This window comes from Geothrix sp. (assembly GCF_030219325.1).
In the GTDB taxonomy this organism is placed as follows: Bacteria; Acidobacteriota; Holophagae; order Holophagales; family Holophagaceae; genus Geothrix.
The window spans coordinates 2977624-2995735 of the sequence record NZ_CP126625.1 but is presented as its reverse complement, the minus strand read 5'-3'; the positions used below and the strand labels follow the sequence as shown (position 1 = coordinate 2995735).

At 66.6% G+C, this 18112-nt stretch carries 8 protein-coding genes and 2 tRNA genes; 5 read left to right on the top strand and 5 right to left on the bottom strand.

Features of this window, described 5'->3' with window-relative positions:
• The first annotated feature begins 2 nt into the window (after positions 1–2).
• From QOZ81_RS13335 to QOZ81_RS13325, 3 genes are all read left to right on the top strand, one after another.
• Positions 3–2060 carry an alpha-galactosidase gene (locus QOZ81_RS13335; protein ID WP_291205451.1) on the top strand — a complete coding sequence of 686 codons (2058 nt, stop codon included), beginning with the start codon at positions 3–5 and terminating at the stop codon, positions 2058–2060.
• Positions 2061–2171: 111 nt separating this feature from the next.
• Positions 2172–3725 (top strand): hypothetical protein, encoded by a 1554-nt coding sequence (locus QOZ81_RS13330; RefSeq protein ID WP_291205453.1) that lies wholly within the window; start codon positions 2172–2174, stop codon positions 3723–3725.
• Positions 3726–3961: 236 nt separating this feature from the next.
• The gene (locus QOZ81_RS13325) at positions 3962–4657 is read left to right on the top strand and encodes an HNH endonuclease (protein ID WP_291205456.1); all 696 of its coding nucleotides are present in this window, start codon (positions 3962–3964) and stop codon (positions 4655–4657) included.
• 222 nt (positions 4658–4879) lie between these two features.
• On the opposite strand, the gene QOZ81_RS13320 is transcribed toward QOZ81_RS13325, so the two are convergent.
• The 5 genes from QOZ81_RS13320 to QOZ81_RS13300 all read right to left on the bottom strand — a co-directional run bounded on the left by QOZ81_RS13320 (position 4880) and on the right by QOZ81_RS13300 (position 12871).
• Positions 4880–7987, bottom strand: coding sequence for a UvrD-helicase domain-containing protein (locus tag QOZ81_RS13320; protein WP_291205457.1), 3108 nt, complete (start codon positions 7985–7987; stop codon positions 4880–4882).
• Position 7988: 1 nt separating this feature from the next.
• A complete protein-coding gene (locus QOZ81_RS13315) occupies positions 7989–10940 on the bottom strand; it encodes a PD-(D/E)XK nuclease family protein (RefSeq protein WP_291205458.1) in 2952 nt (983 codons plus the stop codon).
• Between the two features lie 346 nt (positions 10941–11286).
• Positions 11287–11361: transfer RNA gene (locus tag QOZ81_RS13310), tRNA-Glu, on the bottom strand.
• A 13-nt stretch (positions 11362–11374) separates the two neighbouring features.
• Positions 11375–11449, bottom strand: a tRNA-Lys gene (locus QOZ81_RS13305).
• 105 nt (positions 11450–11554) lie between these two features.
• Positions 11555–12871, bottom strand: a complete 1317-nt coding sequence (locus QOZ81_RS13300; RefSeq protein WP_291205459.1) for an adenylosuccinate synthase — start codon at positions 12869–12871, stop codon at positions 11555–11557.
• Positions 12872–13016: 145 nt separating this feature from the next.
• Here QOZ81_RS13300 and QOZ81_RS13295 point away from each other — a divergent pair, with 145 nt between their 5' ends.
• A complete protein-coding gene (locus tag QOZ81_RS13295) occupies positions 13017–15491 on the top strand; it encodes an ATP-dependent Clp protease ATP-binding subunit (RefSeq protein ID WP_291205462.1) in 2475 nt (824 codons plus the stop codon).
• Complete coding sequence (bamA, locus tag QOZ81_RS13290; protein ID WP_291205465.1) at positions 15488–18070, top strand: outer membrane protein assembly factor BamA; 2583 nt, start codon at positions 15488–15490, stop codon at positions 18068–18070. Before QOZ81_RS13295 ends, bamA begins: the two co-directional genes overlap by 4 nt.
• The last annotated feature ends 42 nt before the right edge of the window (positions 18071–18112 follow it).

Below are 18112 nucleotides of genomic sequence, written 5' to 3'. Positions count from 1 at the left end.
CCATGTCCCTGTTCCGTGCCCTTGCCCTCGCCGGTCTGTCCCTGGCCCTTCCGTCGGGACCGGCGCGGGCCGCCGTTCCCGCGGCCCAGGCCGCCGCCGAGGCCCCGTCCATCCAGAGCCCCTGCCTCCGCATCGAGTTCGACCTGCACCTGCGAAGCCGGGTGGTCGCCCGGTTCAAGGGCGTCGAGAAACCCCTGGGGCCCTTCTCCGACTCGGAGTACCTGGAGGGTCCGGGCCGGAAGCGGCAGGAATTCACCCTGGTCTCCCAGCAGCGGGACCGCATCGCCGATGGCGAGCGCCTGGTGCTGAAGGGCCAGGCCCCGCAGCTCATCAAGACCGTCACCGTGACGATCTACGACGCCTTCCCCGCGCTGGCGGTCTACGAGGTGGCCTACACCAACGAAGGTGGTGCCAGTCTGCCCATCAGCGGCTGGACCAGCCACGCCTACGAGCTGGAGGCCCAGGCGGCCGGGAAAGGGCCGACCTTCTGGTCGTACCAATGCGGATCCTACGAGCGGCGGCCGAACTGGCTGGTGCCGCTGCGCGTGGGGTTCCGGCAGGAGAACCACCTGGGCATGAACGCCCCGGACTACGGCGGAGGGACGCCCATCGTCGACGTGTGGTCCCGCGAGGCGGGTCTGGGCATCGGCCATCTGGAGACCTCGCCCGAGCTGGTGTCCCTGCCCGTGACCATGCCGAAGGCGGGCCGGGCCCAGGTGGCCCTGCGCATGGCGCGGGAGCAGAGCCTCGCGCCCGGCGCCACCGTGCGGAGCCTGCGGACCTTCGTGTCCGTCCATGAAGGCGATTGTTTCGGCACGCTGTCGCTCTACCGGCGGTTCATGGCGGGCCAGGGCTTCCGCATGGCGGACTCCCCCGAAGCGGCCTTCGGACCCATCTGGTGCGCCTGGGGCTACGGCAGGAAGGTCCAGGCCCGGCAGATCTACGGAACCCTCCCCACCGTCAAGGAACTCGGCTTCACCTGGGTGACCGTGGACGATGGCTGGCAGGACAACTACGCGGACTGGCATCCGGATCCCCTGAAGTTCCCTAGAGGTGACGAGGACCTGAAGGCGATGGTCGACCGGATCCACCAGGATGGCTTCCAGGCGCAGCTGTGGTGGGCGCCGCTCATGGGCTCCCGCGGGAGCACCCTGATGAAGGAGCATCCCGAGTTCGCCCTCCTGAACCGCGACGGATCGCAGCAGAAGATCTCGTACTGGCCGACCTTCTACCTGTGCCCGGCGGCGCCCGGCGTGATCGAGTACAGCAAGGACCTGGCGAAGAAGATGATCCTCGACTGGGGCTACGACGGGCTGAAGCTCGACGGGCAGTACATGAACGGCGTGCCACCCTGCTACAACCCCGCCCACCACCACGAGCATCCCGAGGATGCCGTGAAGGCGCTGCCCCTCTACTTCAAGGCGATCTTCGAGACGGTGCGGAGCCTCAAGCCCCAGGCCCTGGTGGAGTTCTGCCCCTGCGGCACCAGCTATTCCTTCTTCACCATGCCCTACTTCAACATGTCGGTCGGCTCCGATCCCACCAGCTCCTTCCAGGTCCGCTCCAAGGGGAAGGTCCTGAAGGCCCTCATGGGCGATGGCGTCGCCTACTTCGGCGATCACGTGGAGCTGAGCGACGGGGCAAGCGACTATGCCTCGACGGTGGCCGTGGGGGGCGTCATCGGCACCCAGTTCGTGTTGCCCGCCCTCGCCACCAAGCGCAGCACCTCGGACCTCACGCCCGGGCGCAAGCGGGCCCTCGCGACGTGGCTTGGCATCTATCGGAAACAGATGTTGCCGAAGGGACAGTATCTCGGGGATCTCTACGACGTCGGCTTCGACCTGCCCGAGACCCACGCCATCCAGAAGGGCGAGGCCCGGTACTACGGGTTCTTCGCCAAGAAGTGGCAGGGCCCGGTCGAGCTGCGGGGCCTCGAAGCCCGCACGTATCGGATCCGGGACTACGAACACGACCGGGATCTGGGCGTGGTCAAGGGTCCCCGCGCCACCCTGAACCTTCCCTTCAGCGCCCACCTCCTGATCGAGGCCAGGCCGGAATGAAGGGTGACTGACGCAACGCCAACACTCAGCGCCGCGTGACGGGGCGGTTCAAATCGCAGCAGGATCGGGACGGATTCGGATGGCGTGATTTCTCCTCGACCAGGTGGACTCATGAAACGACGCGACTTTTTCAAGACCGCGGGGACGGCGGCCCTGGCGGCGGGACTGGGCTCCCGCTCGGCCTCCGCCTTCGTGCCCAGCCACACCTGGGAGAAACACGACTTCGGGCCGCCCCCGGCGGTCCCCGACCGGCTCTACCAGGGCCCGTTCCCCCAGTACCCGCCGGAGGAGGTGCTGTCCGGCAGCGAGGTGGTGATGACCACCCTGCCATCCACCGACATCGTCCCCAACCCCGGCATGGGCCTCACCGTGTATGTGTCCGGGGACTTCTGGCCGCCTCGCACCCACGGCGTGCCCGTGGAGCGGTACCTCGAGGACCTCATCCGGCTGCCCTTCGCGCAGAAGGTCTACATCCGCCTCAACTGGCGGGACATCCAGCAGCGCCCTGGACGGCTGGACTTCCCCGAGGGCTGGAAGGCCACCCTCGATCTGGCGCGGCGCTACGGCAAGGGCGTGGGCTTCCGCGTGATGCTGGAGAACCCCGACCATCCCGAGCCGGGGATGCCGGCCTTCCTCGCAGCGAAGGTCCCCACGGTGGCGCTCAAGGGGCAGTGGGAGCGCCCCTCCGAGCTGCCCCGGAACAAGGGCCTGAACCAGCTCCCGCGCTACGACCACCCCGAGTACCAGGCCGCCTTCCGGGAGCTGAACGGGCTCCTGGCCCAGGAGCTGGATGGGCATCCCCAGGTGGAATACATGGACACCTTCATGTACGGGTTCTGGGGCGAGGGCCACACCTGGCCCTACGAGGGGCATCCCTTCCCGGACAACGCCACCGCCGAGGCCACCTGGCTGGCGATGTTCGAGGCCCAGCTGGGGGCCTGGAAGCGCACGCCCCTGGCCACGAACACCCAGCCTGATTTCAGCCGCGTGGGCAACTCGGAACTGGTGGACCGCACCATCCGCACCCACAACTGGCTGCGCACCGACACCATCTTCATCGAGAACGAGCAGATCGAGGCCCTCGCCAACCGCCCGCCCTGGGTCGCCGCCATCTGCGAAGCGGGCCTGAGTGGGGACCCGGATGCGCCGGATCCCAAGGGCGGGCCGCCGCGCACCGAGAACACCCTCTCCCACGTGCTTGACGTGGGGGCGAACTACTGGTCCCTGTGGAACTTCCACGCCATCTCCGCCGAGCATCTGCTCCGGAGCTACGAACGCTCCCACGCCGCCATCGACGCCGCCGCCCGCCGCATCGGCTACCGCGTGCGCCCCTCCTGGATCTGGGCCTACCAGCGGGACGGGCGCCACGGCCTGGTGCTCGGCCTCGTGAACGACGGCGTGGCCTGCATCCCCGGCGTGCTCCGGATCTCCCTGTGCGCCGCCGACGGCAAGCCCCTGGCCACCGGCTGCCTCGACCCCGGCTACCCCATGACCCGCGGCGTCCGCCAGGCCTCCCTCCTCCTGCCCCGAGGCATCCCCTGGGAAGGCCTGACCCTCAAAGCCGAGCTGCTGGTGAAAGGCCAGCGAAGGCCCGTGGCCTGGGCGTGTGCCGGGACGAACCGGGATGGGTCGCTGACCTTGGCCAGGACGGCGGGGTTGGGGTAGGGGGGCAGCCCTGATATCAACGACCTGGTAGCCTGGCCCCCGTGACCAACGCAGTGCTAACCATGTCAGTAGGCTCGGTCTACGATGACCTGCCAGAGGTGCGTTACCACTTCCCGAGAACCTACCTGAACCAGGTCGGGGCGGCCGAGGGTGATTGGATCCTGTACTACGAACCTCGGCGAAGCCAAGGGGGCGGTCGCCAAGCCTACTTTGCGATGGCGAGGATCACGCGCATCATGCCCGACGCCGAGCGAGAGGATCATTTCTTCGCCTACATGGAGGGCTATCAGGAGTTCGATCTGCCGGTACCGTTCCAGGAAGGTGGGCACTATCGGGAATCCACGCTTCAAAAGGCCGATGGATCGACCAACAAGGGGGCCTTTGGCCGGGCTGTGAGGGTTCTTCCGTTGGAGGAATTCGAGGCGATCGTCCGAGCCGGATTCTCACGGGTGATGGACTCGTGGGAGATCAACGATTCGAATCAGACCGCGGACCGGGTTGCCGAAGAAGCCATCGCCTACTCGGATCGCCCAATGATTCAGCAGTGGGTCTCACGCCCTTTCCGGGAAGTCGCCTTCCGCCACAAGGTCCGCGAGGCCTACCAGAACACCTGCGCTTTTTCTGGTCTGCGGCTGATCAATGGTGGTGGGCGGCCCGAGGTCCAGGCTGCGCACATTCGACCAGTCGCCTTCAACGGCCCAGATTCAGTACGAAATGGACTGGCTCTCACAGGCACCCTCCATTGGTTATTCGATCGAGGGCTTTTGGCCGTCGGCGTAGACGGCAGCATCCTGCTCTCCCCACAAGGCGTTCCCGATGATTTGTCTCGGCTCCTCCGCTCGGATCGACGGGTTCTCGTCCCCGAGGCGCTAGATCAGCGACCTCATGCCGATTTCCTGAGCTGGCATCGAGAAAATGTCTTCAAGCTCTGAGCGGCAAGTTCCTTCATGCGCCGGGACAGATCCCGTGGCGCGGTGAACACGAAGGCCCGGCCTTCTTTGGTCTGCTCCAGCAGGCCGAGGCTCACCAGCCCCAGCAGGTCCGCCCGGGCGGTCTGGTAGATGACCGAATGGGTGCGCCGATGGCCATCCACACGATAGCTGGTCCCAGGATGCTTCAGGCTGCCTTTCAAGGTGGTGGATTGCCCAGGTTTGTCATTCCAGATTGACCCAAGCGTTGCCACGAAGCGGCACAAGCCAAGAGGTCACGGGCATCCCCTCCCGCTCCGCCAATACGGCGGAATACCGGTTGAGTTGGTCCCGGTAGGCCGCAAGCTCCTCCTCGCCGAAGGCTTTGGAGTGCTTGAAGTCCAGGAGGTGGATGCGGTCCTCGCCCCAGACCACGAGGTCCGCGCGTCCAAGCCCACCACTGCTGGCTGCACCCGCGAGGGGCAGCTCGGTGCGGCGGCGGAAGTGGCGCCAGCCCTTGGCCTCGAATTGCTCCAGGAAGCGCAGGGCGTTCTCACGGGCGTGGGCGACTGGTGGGGCAGCGGCGAGGCAGGCCTGGAAGGCTTCCGGATCCTCCCACCGCACCAGGAGATCCCGGAGGAAGGCATGCATGGCTTCACCCTCCTGGCGGGCCTTGCTGCGGGTATCGCCAGGGAGGTCGTCATGGGCATCGGCAGGCAGGGTGAGGTCGGCCAGGGCCGCTCTCGCCGGCGGTGAGTCCAGCGTGAGGGTGACACGGGCCGGCACGGGCACCGGTGTCGGTGCCTCCGCCAAGGGCTTCCAGTCCAGGTGGCTGCTGGCCAGGACCTGCCCCCATTTCGCCCAGGTCTTGAACTCGCTCGGGGGTTTGGGCTCTTTGGGGTCTTTGGGCTCCTGAAGCAGCACGCAGAGACGCCCCTTGGCCCGGGTAAGCGCCACATAGAGCAGGTTGAGTTCGTCGCGCTTCTGTTTGGCCTCCACCAGGGGCTTGAGGTCGTCGTAGGCGCGTCCGGTGAATGTCCCCAGCTTCCAGGCCAGCAGCAGCTCGCCGGTCTCGGGGCGGGTGCGCAGGTCCCCCTTTCGGAAGCTGCGCGGGTTCACATTCAGCAGGGGCAGGATGACGTCGTCGTACTCCAGCCCCTTACTGCCGTGAGCCGTCTGGATGAGCAGATCGGCGTCTTCCACGGAGGCGGGCAGGTCGCCCCGCTCCAGGCCGTTCCGCTCGTCATCCAGCAGGGCGTAGGCCACGGAGGGACTGGCGGGCAGGTCCTGCAACTTGGCGAGCAGTCCGGCCAGGTTGCGCCGGGCCCGCAGGGGCTCCAGCGCACCATGCACGTTCAGGGCTGCGATGGCCTGGAGCAGGGCTCCGTGGCGCAGCAGGCGACCTGCGATGGTCTGGGTGGAGGCCTGTCGCAGGTCGAGGAGGAAACGGGCGGCCTCTCGGTGGGCATCCGGAAGCCGCTCGGGATCCAACTGACCCAGACCGGGCAGTCCGGGACGGCCTTCACAGCCTTGGGCCAGGGTTGCCAGTTCGGCATCGCTTAGGCCCACCACCTGGCGCAGCAACGCCGCACAGGGGATGGGTCGCTCGGGGTGGGCCACGGCCTCCAGGGCCGCCAGGATGAGCCGCACGCCGGGGCTGTCCCAGAATCCCTCCTTGGCCACCACGTAGGGCTGGATGCCCTGCGCCTTGAGGCGCTGGAGGAGGCCCGGCAGGCGGGTGCGCTGCTTGAGCAGGAGCGCCCGAGTGCGGCTGCCGGTCTTCGCGCGAGCGCCGAGGGACTCGGTCCAGCCGGACTCCCGGGAGAGGCCCGAGATCCAATCCGCGAGGGCCGGAAGGTCGCCTGAAGTAGGTGGCGCAGGCGTGCGCACCAACCCCACTGGAGGCCCCGATGGGGCAACGGGTACCTGGGCCCCGTCGAGATCGCCGACCGTGGGATCCAACTGGGGCCAGACCTGATCCACATAGGTATTGGCCAGGGTCACGATCTCGGGTGTGGAGCGGAAGTTGGAAGCGAGGCGGAAGGCGCCCTCTCCCGCCGCGGCCAGCCGGTCCCGCAGCAGATCGGGATCGCCACCCCGGAAGCCGTAGATGGCCTGCTTCACATCACCCACGCGCACCATGCGCTCAGCGCCGAGGGCCTCCAGGAAGGCATCCTGCACCTTGGAGGTGTCCTGGTACTCGTCCACCAGGAGCAGCTTGGGCGCAGGAGTTTCCAGTCCATGTGCCTTGAGGCTGTCCAAGGCCTGGCGAACCAGGTCCCCGAAGGTGGCCAGCCCCTGGGCCTGCTTCTCGGCCTCGAAGCGCTGCAGCGCATTCACCAGCAGGCAGCGCAGCCAGGCTTCCAGCGCGGTGGCCACGGGCTTGAGGGCCGCCATCGCCTCACAGAATGCGTCGGAGTAATAGGCAGGGGGCGGGTTCGACACGCGCCCGCTCTGGGCCTGGGCCCAGCGGAGGTTCGTCTGCAGATCGGCGCTGTCGACTGGAACCGGAAGGAGGTTCTCCTTCTTGAAGTTGTGGAGGCCCTTGCCGCTGGGGTGCTTGGCCAGCTCAGCATCCGCCGCGAAGGGCGCCAGGGCATTCCGGGCTCCGGCCAGGGCATGGGTCAGAGCGTCCCGGTACTGGCTGGGGTCTTCACCCTTCAGGTGCCCAAGGGCATCGAGGTGGTTGTCGAAGCCCTGGGACAGTTCCTCCCAGTTCTGCTCGGCCCAGGCCAGCAGCAAGCGGGCGGGCACTTCATCGGCATGGCCGGTGGGCAGGGTCAGTGCCTCGCGCACCGTGAGTCGCAGCAGCCGCAGCAGGGAGGGATGACGCACATCGAGGATGGTGTCGTGGCTGCCCTCGCCCTTGCTCAGCACGCGCATGGCCAGGCTGTGGATGGTGGACACCTGCAGCAGCTCGGCTTCCCGCCGCACGCGGCGCCAGAAGGCGCGGGCCTTGGCGGGCGAGCCGAGCCAGGGTGCACATGACCAGTGGGCGGCGGCCTGGGCCACCTCCCCGGCGGACTTCTTCAGGTGCTGGATGCCGGGCAGCTCCTTGAGCAACGCTTCGAGGTCCGTGGCAACGGGCACTTCGAGGTGCGGCAGCAGTTGCTGCCACGCGGCCTCATCCAAGGCGGACAGCATATCCAGTGGACGGAGCAGCCGCTCGCGCAGATCCGCTGCGGAAGTCTCGCTGAAGGTGGTGGCCAGGATCTCCCAGGGGCGGATATCGCCGCGCCCCAGCCGGGCGGTGACCAGCACGGTGAGGGTGAAGGTCTTGCCCGATCCTGCACTGGCGCTCACTACCAGCGACTGGTCGAGGATGAGGGGATCGCTCAGGTCGAGGGTGCGCATATCAGTCCCCCTCCCCATCGGTCTCGACGGTCACGTCCACGGGCCGCCCGCAGAGGGCCGCCAACTGACACTGGCTGCAATGCTCGCCGGGAGTCGGCGGGAAATCCCCCGACTCCAGCCGCGAATCAAAACGAGCGAGATTCGTGAGCAGCCGCTGGCGCCAGGCTCCGTCGGGACCGGCCTCGGCCAGGGTGACGAGGTGCTTGGTGAAGGGCTTGGGGTCATCGTCACGCAGGGAAAAAAGCACCGCCGTGGCGCGTTCGCCCAGGTAGACCTGCTCGGCCAGCAGCATGTAGAGCGGGGTCTGCAGGTGCGAGGCGAAGGGTGCGTCCTCCTCGGCGTAGGCCTTGAGGTAGGTCTCCTTCGAGGTCTTGTAGTCCACCACCCGCAGGAAGGAGAGGTCGTCACTGGTCCAGCGCTCAATGCGATCCACCTTGCCGCTGACCACGAGGGAGCGGCCGTCACCCAGGTCCAGGGCGACTGGACCCAGGCTGCCTTCGAGGGCCAGGAGGCTCCGGCGCCAGGTCTCCGGTGGGGGCGCTGCAGCCTTCTTTGCCTTTGGAGCTAACAGGCGTGTTGGGTCGAGCAACGCGAATTCGCCCTTGTCGGGGGCTTCCGCCTGGACATCCCGCAGCAGACCAGCGGCCACGTTGGGCAGCAGGGATTCCAGGCGGAGCACGGCCTGAGGCCACTGCTCCTGGGGGATGTGGCGGTCCAGCTCCTTCAGCCACTGGTCCTGATTGTCCAGCCAGAGGGATTGCAGGTGGGGGATGAGGTCATCGGCGCTGGCCTCAGGACCCAGGCCCAGGGCCGTCTGGAAGGCGGCAGGCCAGTCCTCTTCGCCCACGAAGGGCATCAGGGCCTCTTCCATGATGTGGTGGACGAGGATGCCCACGGCCATGGACATCCGGGTACGCGCATCGAAGGTCTGCAGGCCCCAGACGCGCTCCGCGAAAGAACGGAAGGGGCATTTGGCGAGGCCTTCGAGCGCGGTGGGGCTGGCGCTGTCCTGCCCCTTGCGCCAGGCGGCGCGGAGCCCTGGAGCAAGGTCGAAGTCGGGCGCTTCCGCCAGCAGCGCCTCGCTGGCCGGGCGGGCCTGGGCGGCGGTGGCCCGGGCCTGTTGGTGAGGGGATTGGTCGTGCCCTTCCCAGCGCCATCGCAGGCGGCTGTGCAGCGCGGGCTCAGGACTCCACAGGGCTGCACCTTCCAGCGCCGTCCAGAAGGGTCCCTGGGACTTCATGCGGCCATCCTCATCCTGGGCAGGACTGAGCACCACCAGGCGCTCGCGAGTCATGGCCAGCACCTTGTTGAAGGCGTAGGCCTCCCGCTGGAAGGCGCGGGGAATCTGGTCGCCATGCTCGCTACGGGGAAGCCAGAACCGCTGCAGGGCAGGGGGGAAGGTCGCCGTCGGTTCAGTCTGGCTCCAGGCGAGCAGCGCGCGATTGATGGCGGCCTTGCGGTCGCCGTCCAGGTCGGGGTTCTCGGCGGGGCGGCTAGGCCAGGCACCTTCGGAGAGGTCGAGGATCAGGGTGGCGCGGGCGCCGTTCCAGTCGTCGAGGATCGTGCCGGGGGTCACCAGCCGCAGGCCCTCGACGGCTCGGGGGATCTCGCTGCTGCGCGCCGCATCCAGGAAGGCCTCCAACGCCAGGAGCATGTCGGCGAAGGTCCAAGTCTCGTTGCCCCAGGCTTCTTTGAGCAGGCCCAATGGCGAATAGAAATCATCGGGATCCATGGGCAGTCGCAGCGTGGTGGCCAAGGACTCCAAGCGCTCGGCCCACCTGTGCGCCGTCTGGGTGGTTGCCCTCAGCGTGGCCAGTTCCTGCCAGATGCCTTGGGCGTAGTCCTTCACGCGGTCTCGCAGGTGCATGAAGCTGCCTTCGAACGCGAGCGTCCCGCTCTGATCGGCGAGGGCCAGGGCATCCGCCCAGTGGCGGAGGTCGTCGCGCCTGGAGGCGCGGAGTCCGGCGGACACGGCGCAGGGGTCCAGCCGCTGCACGCCCATGAGCAGGGTCCAGAGCGGACTCCAGGCTTCGCTGGCGAGGAGGGGCAGCAGACCACCGCGCACATGGAGGGCCACGCCTTCTTCGGCCAGCAGGGGTACAAGGAAGGCGGCCACCGTTTGCGGCTCGGGATGGATGAGGGTGATCTCAGCCGGGGGAATGCCCGCATCCAGCCAGACGCAAACCTGTTCAATGGCATGGCGCAGCAGGTCGAGAGGGCCTTCGACGAGTCCCCGCTGGAAGGTGTCCGCATGGTCCTTCAGATCAAGCGGTCCCTCGAACAGGGATTCCAGAGCGGATGACCACGGCGCCGATCCCCAGCCCTCCGGCTCAGAAAGGTTGAGGTCATTGGGGAGGCTTTCGCCATGGGCTTCGAGCCCATCGAGGAACCACGCCACCAGGGGTTGTGCGCTGCCGAAGAGGCCGGAGGCATCGCCACCTTTCTGGGCCGCGAGCCTGAACGTGGCGCCTCCCAGGCCCGGAACACAGGCCAGGGCCCGAAGACGCGTGGGCACCAGGTCACGAAGTCCGGCTTCAATGGGCCCATCGGCCTCGGTCCGCTCGATCCAGAGCCCCCGTTTCCCGGCCAGTTCCAGGTCCACGGCCTGCCATAGGGCTAGGTCCGGCTCTAGATAGCCGCCCGCTTCCACTTCCTTGAGGTAGGCCTCCAGGTGGGCTAGAACGCTGGCGAGGCTGTGGGAAGCCTTGGGCTGGCCGAGGTCCAGCCCGTAGGCCTGCAATTCTCGCAAGGTGGCAGGCAAAAGACCCTGAGCCAGCAGTTCCCGGCAGGCCTGAGCACGTGTCTTCAGCGCCTCGAGGCTGGGGCCCGCTGTGCGTCCCTGGGCCTTGGCCAGTCTTCGCGCCACCCGCAGATGCAGCATGAGGCTGACGGCACCTGACACAGGCGGTCGGGGGTCGTTCAGCAACACGCCATCAAAGGGGTCGTAGCTCATGCAGGCATCTCAAGGAAAGACTTGGTCCAGACCATCCTGCCACACCGGTTTGGACAGAAAATGTCCGTGGGCTTCTCCACGCTTCCAGCTCCAGGTAGGGGCCTGCCGATGCGGTCAACCTTGGCAAGACGACCAGGCCCCTGGGCAGATCGGCATGCGGCTGCCGCCAGCCGACCGACCCCAGCGGGCCCTCCTGCTGGACAGATCACACGACTTCGCCATCGATTGAGAAAACGCTCCCAGATTTGCCCTCAATTTGGAGCGTTTTTTGGAGCGTTCAGTTCATCTCTAGGTGCGTTGAGCCGTCTTTATACAAGTAGAGCCTAGATTTCTCTAGGCTCTTTTATGGTAGGGCTAACGGGATTTGAACCCGTGTTACCGCCGTGAAAGGGCGGTGTCCTGACCCCTAGACGATAGCCCCCTGGGGTGGAACTTGGTGGGCCCTGCGGGATTTGAACCCGCGGCCAACGGCTTAAAAGGCCGCTGCTCTACCGCTGAGCTAAGGGCCCTTGTCGGTGGAGCCGGGGACCGCGAACCCTCGAGCGCGCGGTGCACGCGAGCGTGCGATGCCCGGGTGGGCAGGAGGATCAGTGTGCCTGTGAACCCGCCTGGAGTCAACCCAGCAGCGGCTGGAGGAAGGTTCCGGGGTAGAGGCAGCCCTCGTGGCGGTCGGGTCCGGTGCTGAGGTAGCTGATGGGCACGGCCACGCTCTCGGCCAGGGATTCGAGGTAGGCCTGGGCCTGGGCGGGCAGCTGCCGGTGGTCGGTGATGCCGCGGGTGCTGGTCCAGCCCTTGAAGCGCTTCACCTCGGGCTGCAATCCGGCCCAGTCGGCGGCGCAGCTGGGCAGCTGGGTGGTGAGGGTGCCCTCGCCGGTGCGGTAGCCCACGATGAGGCCCACCTCGTCCATGCCGTCGAGCACGTCGAGCTTCATGATGGCCAGGCCATCCACGCCGTTGGTGCGGCAGGCGTGGGCGGTGATGGGGGCGTCGAACCAGCCGCAGCGGCGGGGGCGGCCCGTGGTGGTGCCGAACTCGCGGCCCACCTCGCGGATGCGGTCGCCGGTGGCGTCCAGCAGCTCGGCGGGGAAGGGGCCGGCGCCCACGCGGGTGGTGTAGGCCTTGGCGATGCCCAGGATCTGGCCCACGGCCTTGGGGGGCAGGCCGGTGCCGGTGAAGAGGCCGCCCAGGCTGCAGTTGCTGGAGGTGACGAAGGGGTAGGTGCCGTGGTCGATGTCGAGCAGGGTGGCCTGGGCGCCCTCGAAGAGGATGCTGTCGCCGCGCTCCCAGGCGCCGAGCAGGTGGCCCTGGGCGTCGCCGATGAATTGGAGGAAGGGTTCGGCGGTGCGCAGCAGGCCCTCGACGATGGCGTCGAGGCTGGGCAGGGGGGTCTCGCTGCCCAGCCTCAGGCGCACCTCCGCGTAGCCGGGCTCGATGCGCTCGGCCAGGGTCTCGGGGTGGCGCAGGTCGCCCAGGCGGATGCCCATGCGGGCGGCCTTCATCTCGTAGGCGGGGCCGATGCCGCGGCCGGTGGTGCCGATCTTCGCGCCCACCTTGTCGGCCCGGATCTCGCGCCACTGGTCCAGGGCGATGTGGTGGGGGAGGATCACGTGGGCCTTCTCGGACAGCAGCAGGCGGCCGGTCAGATCAAAACCGCGGGCTTTGAGTCGATCCAGCTCCTGCTGGAAGACCTCCAGGTTCAGCACCACGCCATTGCCCACCACCAGGAAGCAGCCGGGGTGCAGGGCGCCACTGGGCACCTGATGCAGGGCGATGCTCACGCCATCCACCACGACGGTGTGGCCGGCGTTGTTGCCACCCTGGAAGCGGACCACCTGCCTGAACTTCGGGCTGAGCAGGTCCACGACCTTGCCCTTGCCCTCGTCGCCCCACTGGAGGCCAAGGATCGCCAGATTGGTCCTAGCCAGGCTCATGTCGCCCTCCCAGCCTTCCAGGATACCGGCGCAAGCCCATCCTTCCCAGCCGAAAGGGGACAAGGGTGCCGGAAGGCGCTACCCTGTTAGACCGCTCCGGAACCATCCTGGCCCCGGCGCCATCCCTGACCCGGAAGGGTGTCCCGTGTTCGAAAAATTCACCGAAAAAGCCCGTCGTGTGATGTTCTTTGCCCGCTATGAGGCGAGCCAGTTCGGTGCGGAAAGCATCCAGAGCGGCCACCTCCTGCTGGGCCTCCTCCGGGAATCGGAGAAGACCAGCACCCAGCTCCTGGAGCGCATGGGCGTGCAGGTGAGCAGCCTGCGCGAGCGCCTGGTGGCGGCGCTCACCCCCAAAGACAAGAAGATCACCCCCAGCAGCACCAGCATCGACATCCCCATGGAGGAGGAGGTCAAGCACATCCTCCAGCACGCCACGGCCGAGAGCGCCAAGCTCAACCACAAGCACGTGGGCGCCGAGCACCTGCTGCTGGGCATGCTGCGCGAGGAGGGCTGTCTGGCGGGCCGCCTGCTGAAGGAGGCCGGCGCGGACCTCATCGCCGCCAAGGAGATCCTGCTGGAGAGCAGCAAGGAAGAAAAGATCGCCAAGAAGAAGAAGGAGCACCCGCTCCTCTCGGAATTCGCCCGCAACCTGTCCGAGATGGCCGAGCGGGGCATCTTCGACAACCTCATCGGCCGGGATGCCGAGGTCGAGCGCATCGTCCAGATCCTCAGCCGCCGCCGCAAGAACAACCCGATCCTGCTGGGCGAGGCGGGCGTGGGCAAGACCGCCATCGTGGAGGGCCTGGCCCAGAAGATCCACGAGGGCATCGTGCCCCCTAGCCTGGCGGACAAGCGCATCTACGCCCTGGACCTCAGCCTCGTGGTGGCCGGCACCAAGTACCGCGGCCAGTTCGAGGAGCGGCTCAAGTCCATCATCGCCGAGGCCAGCAAGGATCCCAGCGTGGTGCTCTTCATCGATGAGATCCACTCGCTCATCGGCACCGGCGCCGCCGAGGGTAGCCTGGACGCGGCCAACATCCTGAAGCCGGCCCTCAGCCGCGGCGAGATCCAGTGCATCGGCGCCACCACGCACAAGGAATACGCCAAGTACATCGACAAGGACCGCAGCCTGGTCCGCCGCTTCCAGCCGGTCACCGTGAATCCCCCGGACGAGGCCGAGAGCCTGCGCATCATCGAGGGCATCCGGGCCCGGTACGAGCTCTTCCACCGGGTGCGGTACACGGCCAAGACCATGGAGGCCTCGGTCTACCTGTCCAACCGCTACATCACGGACCGCTTCCTGCCCGACAAGGCCATCGACCTGCTGGACGAGGCCGGCGCCCGGGTGAAGCTGCGCGTGGGGCCCGGCGGCTCCTCCTCCGAGGGACAGACTTCCGAGGACGAGCTGCACCGCGTCATCAACGAGATGAACGAGGCCGTGCTCAGCCGCGACTTCGAGAAGGCCGTGCTGCTGCGCCAGAAGGAGCTGCAGCTGCGCGACGAGATCCAGAAGAACCGCTCGGAGCTCACGGACGAGGACTACGCCCGCTTCCCCGAGGTCACGGAGCAGGACATCGAGGACGTGGTGGCCAGCTGGACCGGCATTCCCGTCCGCGCCCTGAAGGGCGACGAGAAGGCCAACCTGGTGAACATGGAGCCCCGGCTCAACGAGCGCGTCATCGGCCAGCCCGAGGCGGTCAGCGCCGTGGTGCGGGCCGTGCGCCGGGCCCGGACCGGCCTCAAGAACCCCAACCGCCCCATGGGCTCGTTCCTCTTCCTGGGCCCCACGGGCGTGGGCAAGACGGAGCTGGCCAAGACCCTGGCGACCTTCCTCTTCGGCGATGCCAAGAAGATGATCCGCTTCGACATGTCGGAATACATGGAGAAGCACGAGGTCTCCAAGCTGCTCGGGGCCCCTCCGGGGTACGTGGGCTATGAGGAAGGCGGCATGCTGACGGACCGCATCCGGCGGAACCCGTACTGCGTCCTGCTCTTCGATGAGATCGAGAAGGCCCACCCGGACCTCATAAACATTCTGTTGTCGATCTTTGACGACGGTCAGGCTTCGGACGCTTTCGGGAACCTGGTGGACTTCAAGAACACCATCATCATCATGACGTCCAATGTGGGCAGCCGGGAGCTGCTGTCGGAGAAGAACCTCGGCTTCGTCGAGCAGGACGGCCGTCCCGACGCCAAGTCCAGCGACGCCATGAAGGTCCTGAAGCGCACCTTCCCCCCGGAGTTCCTGAACCGCATCGACGAGATCGTGGTGTTCAACCGCCTGGGGGATGACGAGCTGCGCAAGATCGTCCGCCTGCTGGTGGAGGATCTCAACATCACCCTCCAGAAGCACAAGCTGTGCGTCACCCTGACGGACGCCGCCTGCGACTGGCTGGTGAAGACGACGCTGCGAGACCGCGCCTACGGCGCCCGGCCCCTGCGCCGGGCCATCCAGAAGCAGGTGGAGGACCCCCTCGCCGAGCTGATGGTCGGCCAGGACACGGTGCCTTCGGGCCTGGTGAACTTCGATCTGGTGGACGAGAAACTCGTCCCCACCCTGTCTGATACCGGAGACGTGGCCTCTGGCCAGGAAACCCATCTGGTCGGAGCACCTGAATGACGCAGCGGAACATGGTATGGAACCGGGTCCGGCCCCGGTGGTGGAAGGGCGTGCTGCCCCTGACCCTCGTCGTGCTGGCGGCCGGTTTCACCATGCCCCTGGCGGGGCAGGACATCGAGCCCATCGTGGCCATCGAGGTGGTCGGCGCCCAGAAGCAGACGGCGGAGACCGTGATCTTTAAGTCGGGCGTGAAGGTGGGCGACGACCTGCGGAACCTGGACTTCTCGGCGGTGATGGAGAAGCTGTGGGCCAACGGCTCCTTCGACGACATCAAGCTCGAGCTGGAGGACGCGCCCGGCGGCAAGAAGCTGGTCATCCGCATCAAGGAGCGGCCCCTGATCAAGGAGATCGACTACCGCGGCGGCACCGAGGTGGGCCTCACCAACATCAAGGACAAGGTCAAGGAGAAGAAGCTCACCATCAATCCCGAGACCGTCTACGACCCTGACTCCGCCCGCAAGATCAAGGACATGATCGTCGAGCAGGCCGGCGAGAAGGGCTTCCGCAGCCCGGTGGTGGACATCACCCTCGAGCCCATGGCCGGCGGCGTGGCCCGCCTGGTCTTCGACATCAAGGAAGGCGGCAAGGCCAAGATCTACACGGTGGCCTTCAAGGGCAACAAGGTCTTCACCAGCGCCCAGCTCCGCAGCGTCATGAAGAAGACGCGCCGGCACTGGATGTTCAGCTGGCTCACCACCCACGACCTGCTGGTGGACAAGAACCTGGAAGAGGACCTTGAGAACCTGAAGAAGTCCTACTGGAAGATGGGCTACAAGGATGTCTTCATCGGCAAGCCCATCATCGAGGTGGAGGATCGCACCACCGCCAAGCAGAAGAAGAAGAACGAGAAGCGGCTCAAGGAGGCGAAGTCGCCCAAGTACGACCTGCGGGCGACCCTGACCTTCCCCATCCTGGAGGGCGAGCAGTTCTTCGAGGGCACCTTCAAGACTGAGGGCGGCAAGCTGTTCCAGGAGAACTTCTTCAAGGGCAAGTACGCGGAAGTGAAGCGGGACAACAAGTCCATGCTCCAGAAGTTCTTCAACATCCGGCCCTCCCTGGAGACGCCCAGGGCCGACGCCAAGCCGGTGCCCTTCGACCTCGATGCGGTCAACCAGACGGTGGAGAAGATCAAGGAGGCCTATTCGAACCAGGCCTACGTCCTGTTCCGGGCCGAGAAGAAGTACGACGTGCGGGAAGAGGGCGGCGTCAAGAAGGTGGACACGACCCTGAAGATGGACGAGGGCGAGGCCTACACCGTCCGGAAGATCGAATTCGAGGGCAACCTCACCACCAAGGACAAGGTGCTCCGGCGCAGCATGCTCATGCGGGAGGGCGACCCCTTCCAGACGGACCGCTTCAAGGATTCGCTGCTGAGCATCAGCCAGCTGAGCTTCTTCGACGTGAAGAGCTCCGAGCCCAAGGTGGACCTGGTCCAGGACAAGCCCCAGGTCGACATCGTGGTCCGCGGCGAGGAATCGGGCGTCAACGAGGTGCTCTTCCAGGGCGGCTACGGATCGCTGTTCGGCTTCTCGCTGGGCGTCAGCTTCTCCACCCGGAACCTGGGCGGTGGCGGCGAGACGCTGTCCTTCAGCTACAACGGCGGCAAGTTCTCGAAGAACATCTCCGTCGGGTTCACCGAGCCCTTCGTGTTCGACCTCCCCTACTCCTTCTCCACCTCGGTCTCCAACGGCTCGGCGGACTACGACGCCTCGCGCGTGGGCATCGCGAACGCCTACAAGCAGTTCACCCGCAGCCTCGGCGTCTCCGTGGGCGCGCGCCTCAGCAACTGGATCCCCAACCAGCCCTGGGCCTTCTTCACCACCTATTCCACGGGCTACAGCTTCCGGCTGATCCGCATCGAGGGTGGCCGGAACTTCTACTTCCGGGATACCCCGAACCAGCTCACCTCCACCTTCAGCCAGAGCCTCGCCTACAGCACGGTGAACCACCAGTTCAAGCCGACCAGCGGCACGCGGGTCTCCTTCGGCCTGGAGTACGGCGGCTGGCAGTTCGGCGGCGATCGGCCCTTCCTGCGGGCCACCTGGGACTTTGCCAAGTTCGCGAACGTGGCCGACCGCCACATCTTCGCCTTCAACACGAGCTACGGGTACCTGCAGAACATGGGCCGGGACGAGACCCCCCTCTATGACCTGTACCGGCCCGGTGGCGAGAACAGCATCCGCGGCTACCGCTACGGCCAGGTGGGCTCGGTCCTGCTGGACAACAACGGCTATGCCGTGGTGGTGGGCGGCAACAAGCAGCTCGTGGCCAATGCCGAATACCAGTTCAAGATCGCGGACCAGTTCCGACTGGTGTTCTTCTACGATGCGGGCAACGCCTGGGGCAGCGGCACCAAGGTCTTCAGCCGCAATCTGATCTCCTACAAGGACATCACGACCGGGAACACCTACTCCTACACCAACCCCACGCTGGTGCGATCCGCGGGGCTGGAATTCCGGTTCTTCCTGCCCATCAGTCCGGCGCCGCTACGCCTGATCTGGGCGAGGAAGCTGAACCCCTATCCCTTCGACACCGAGTCACGGACCGACTTCCAGTTCTCCATCGGCACCACCTTCTGATTCCTGCCGGAAGGCCCCGCCGTTCCCGGCTACAATGGCTCT

Bases quoted from the DNA above. Each gene is read 5' to 3' on its own strand.
- QOZ81_RS13335 (WP_291205451.1), top strand. From the start codon at position 3: ATGTCCCTGTTCCGTGCCCTTGCCCTCGCCGGTCTGTCCCTGGCCCTT.
- QOZ81_RS13330 (WP_291205453.1), top strand. From the start codon at position 2,172: ATGAAACGACGCGACTTTTTCAAGACCGCGGGGACGGCGGCCCTGGCG.
- QOZ81_RS13325 (WP_291205456.1), top strand. From the start codon at position 3,962: ATGCCCGACGCCGAGCGAGAGGATCATTTCTTCGCCTACATGGAGGGC.
- QOZ81_RS13320 (WP_291205457.1), bottom strand. From the start codon at position 7,987: ATGCGCACCCTCGACCTGAGCGATCCCCTCATCCTCGACCAGTCGCTG.
- QOZ81_RS13315 (WP_291205458.1), bottom strand. From the start codon at position 10,940: ATGAGCTACGACCCCTTTGATGGCGTGTTGCTGAACGACCCCCGACCG.
- QOZ81_RS13300 (WP_291205459.1), bottom strand. From the start codon at position 12,871: ATGAGCCTGGCTAGGACCAATCTGGCGATCCTTGGCCTCCAGTGGGGC.
- bamA (WP_291205465.1), top strand. From the start codon at position 15,488: ATGACGCAGCGGAACATGGTATGGAACCGGGTCCGGCCCCGGTGGTGG.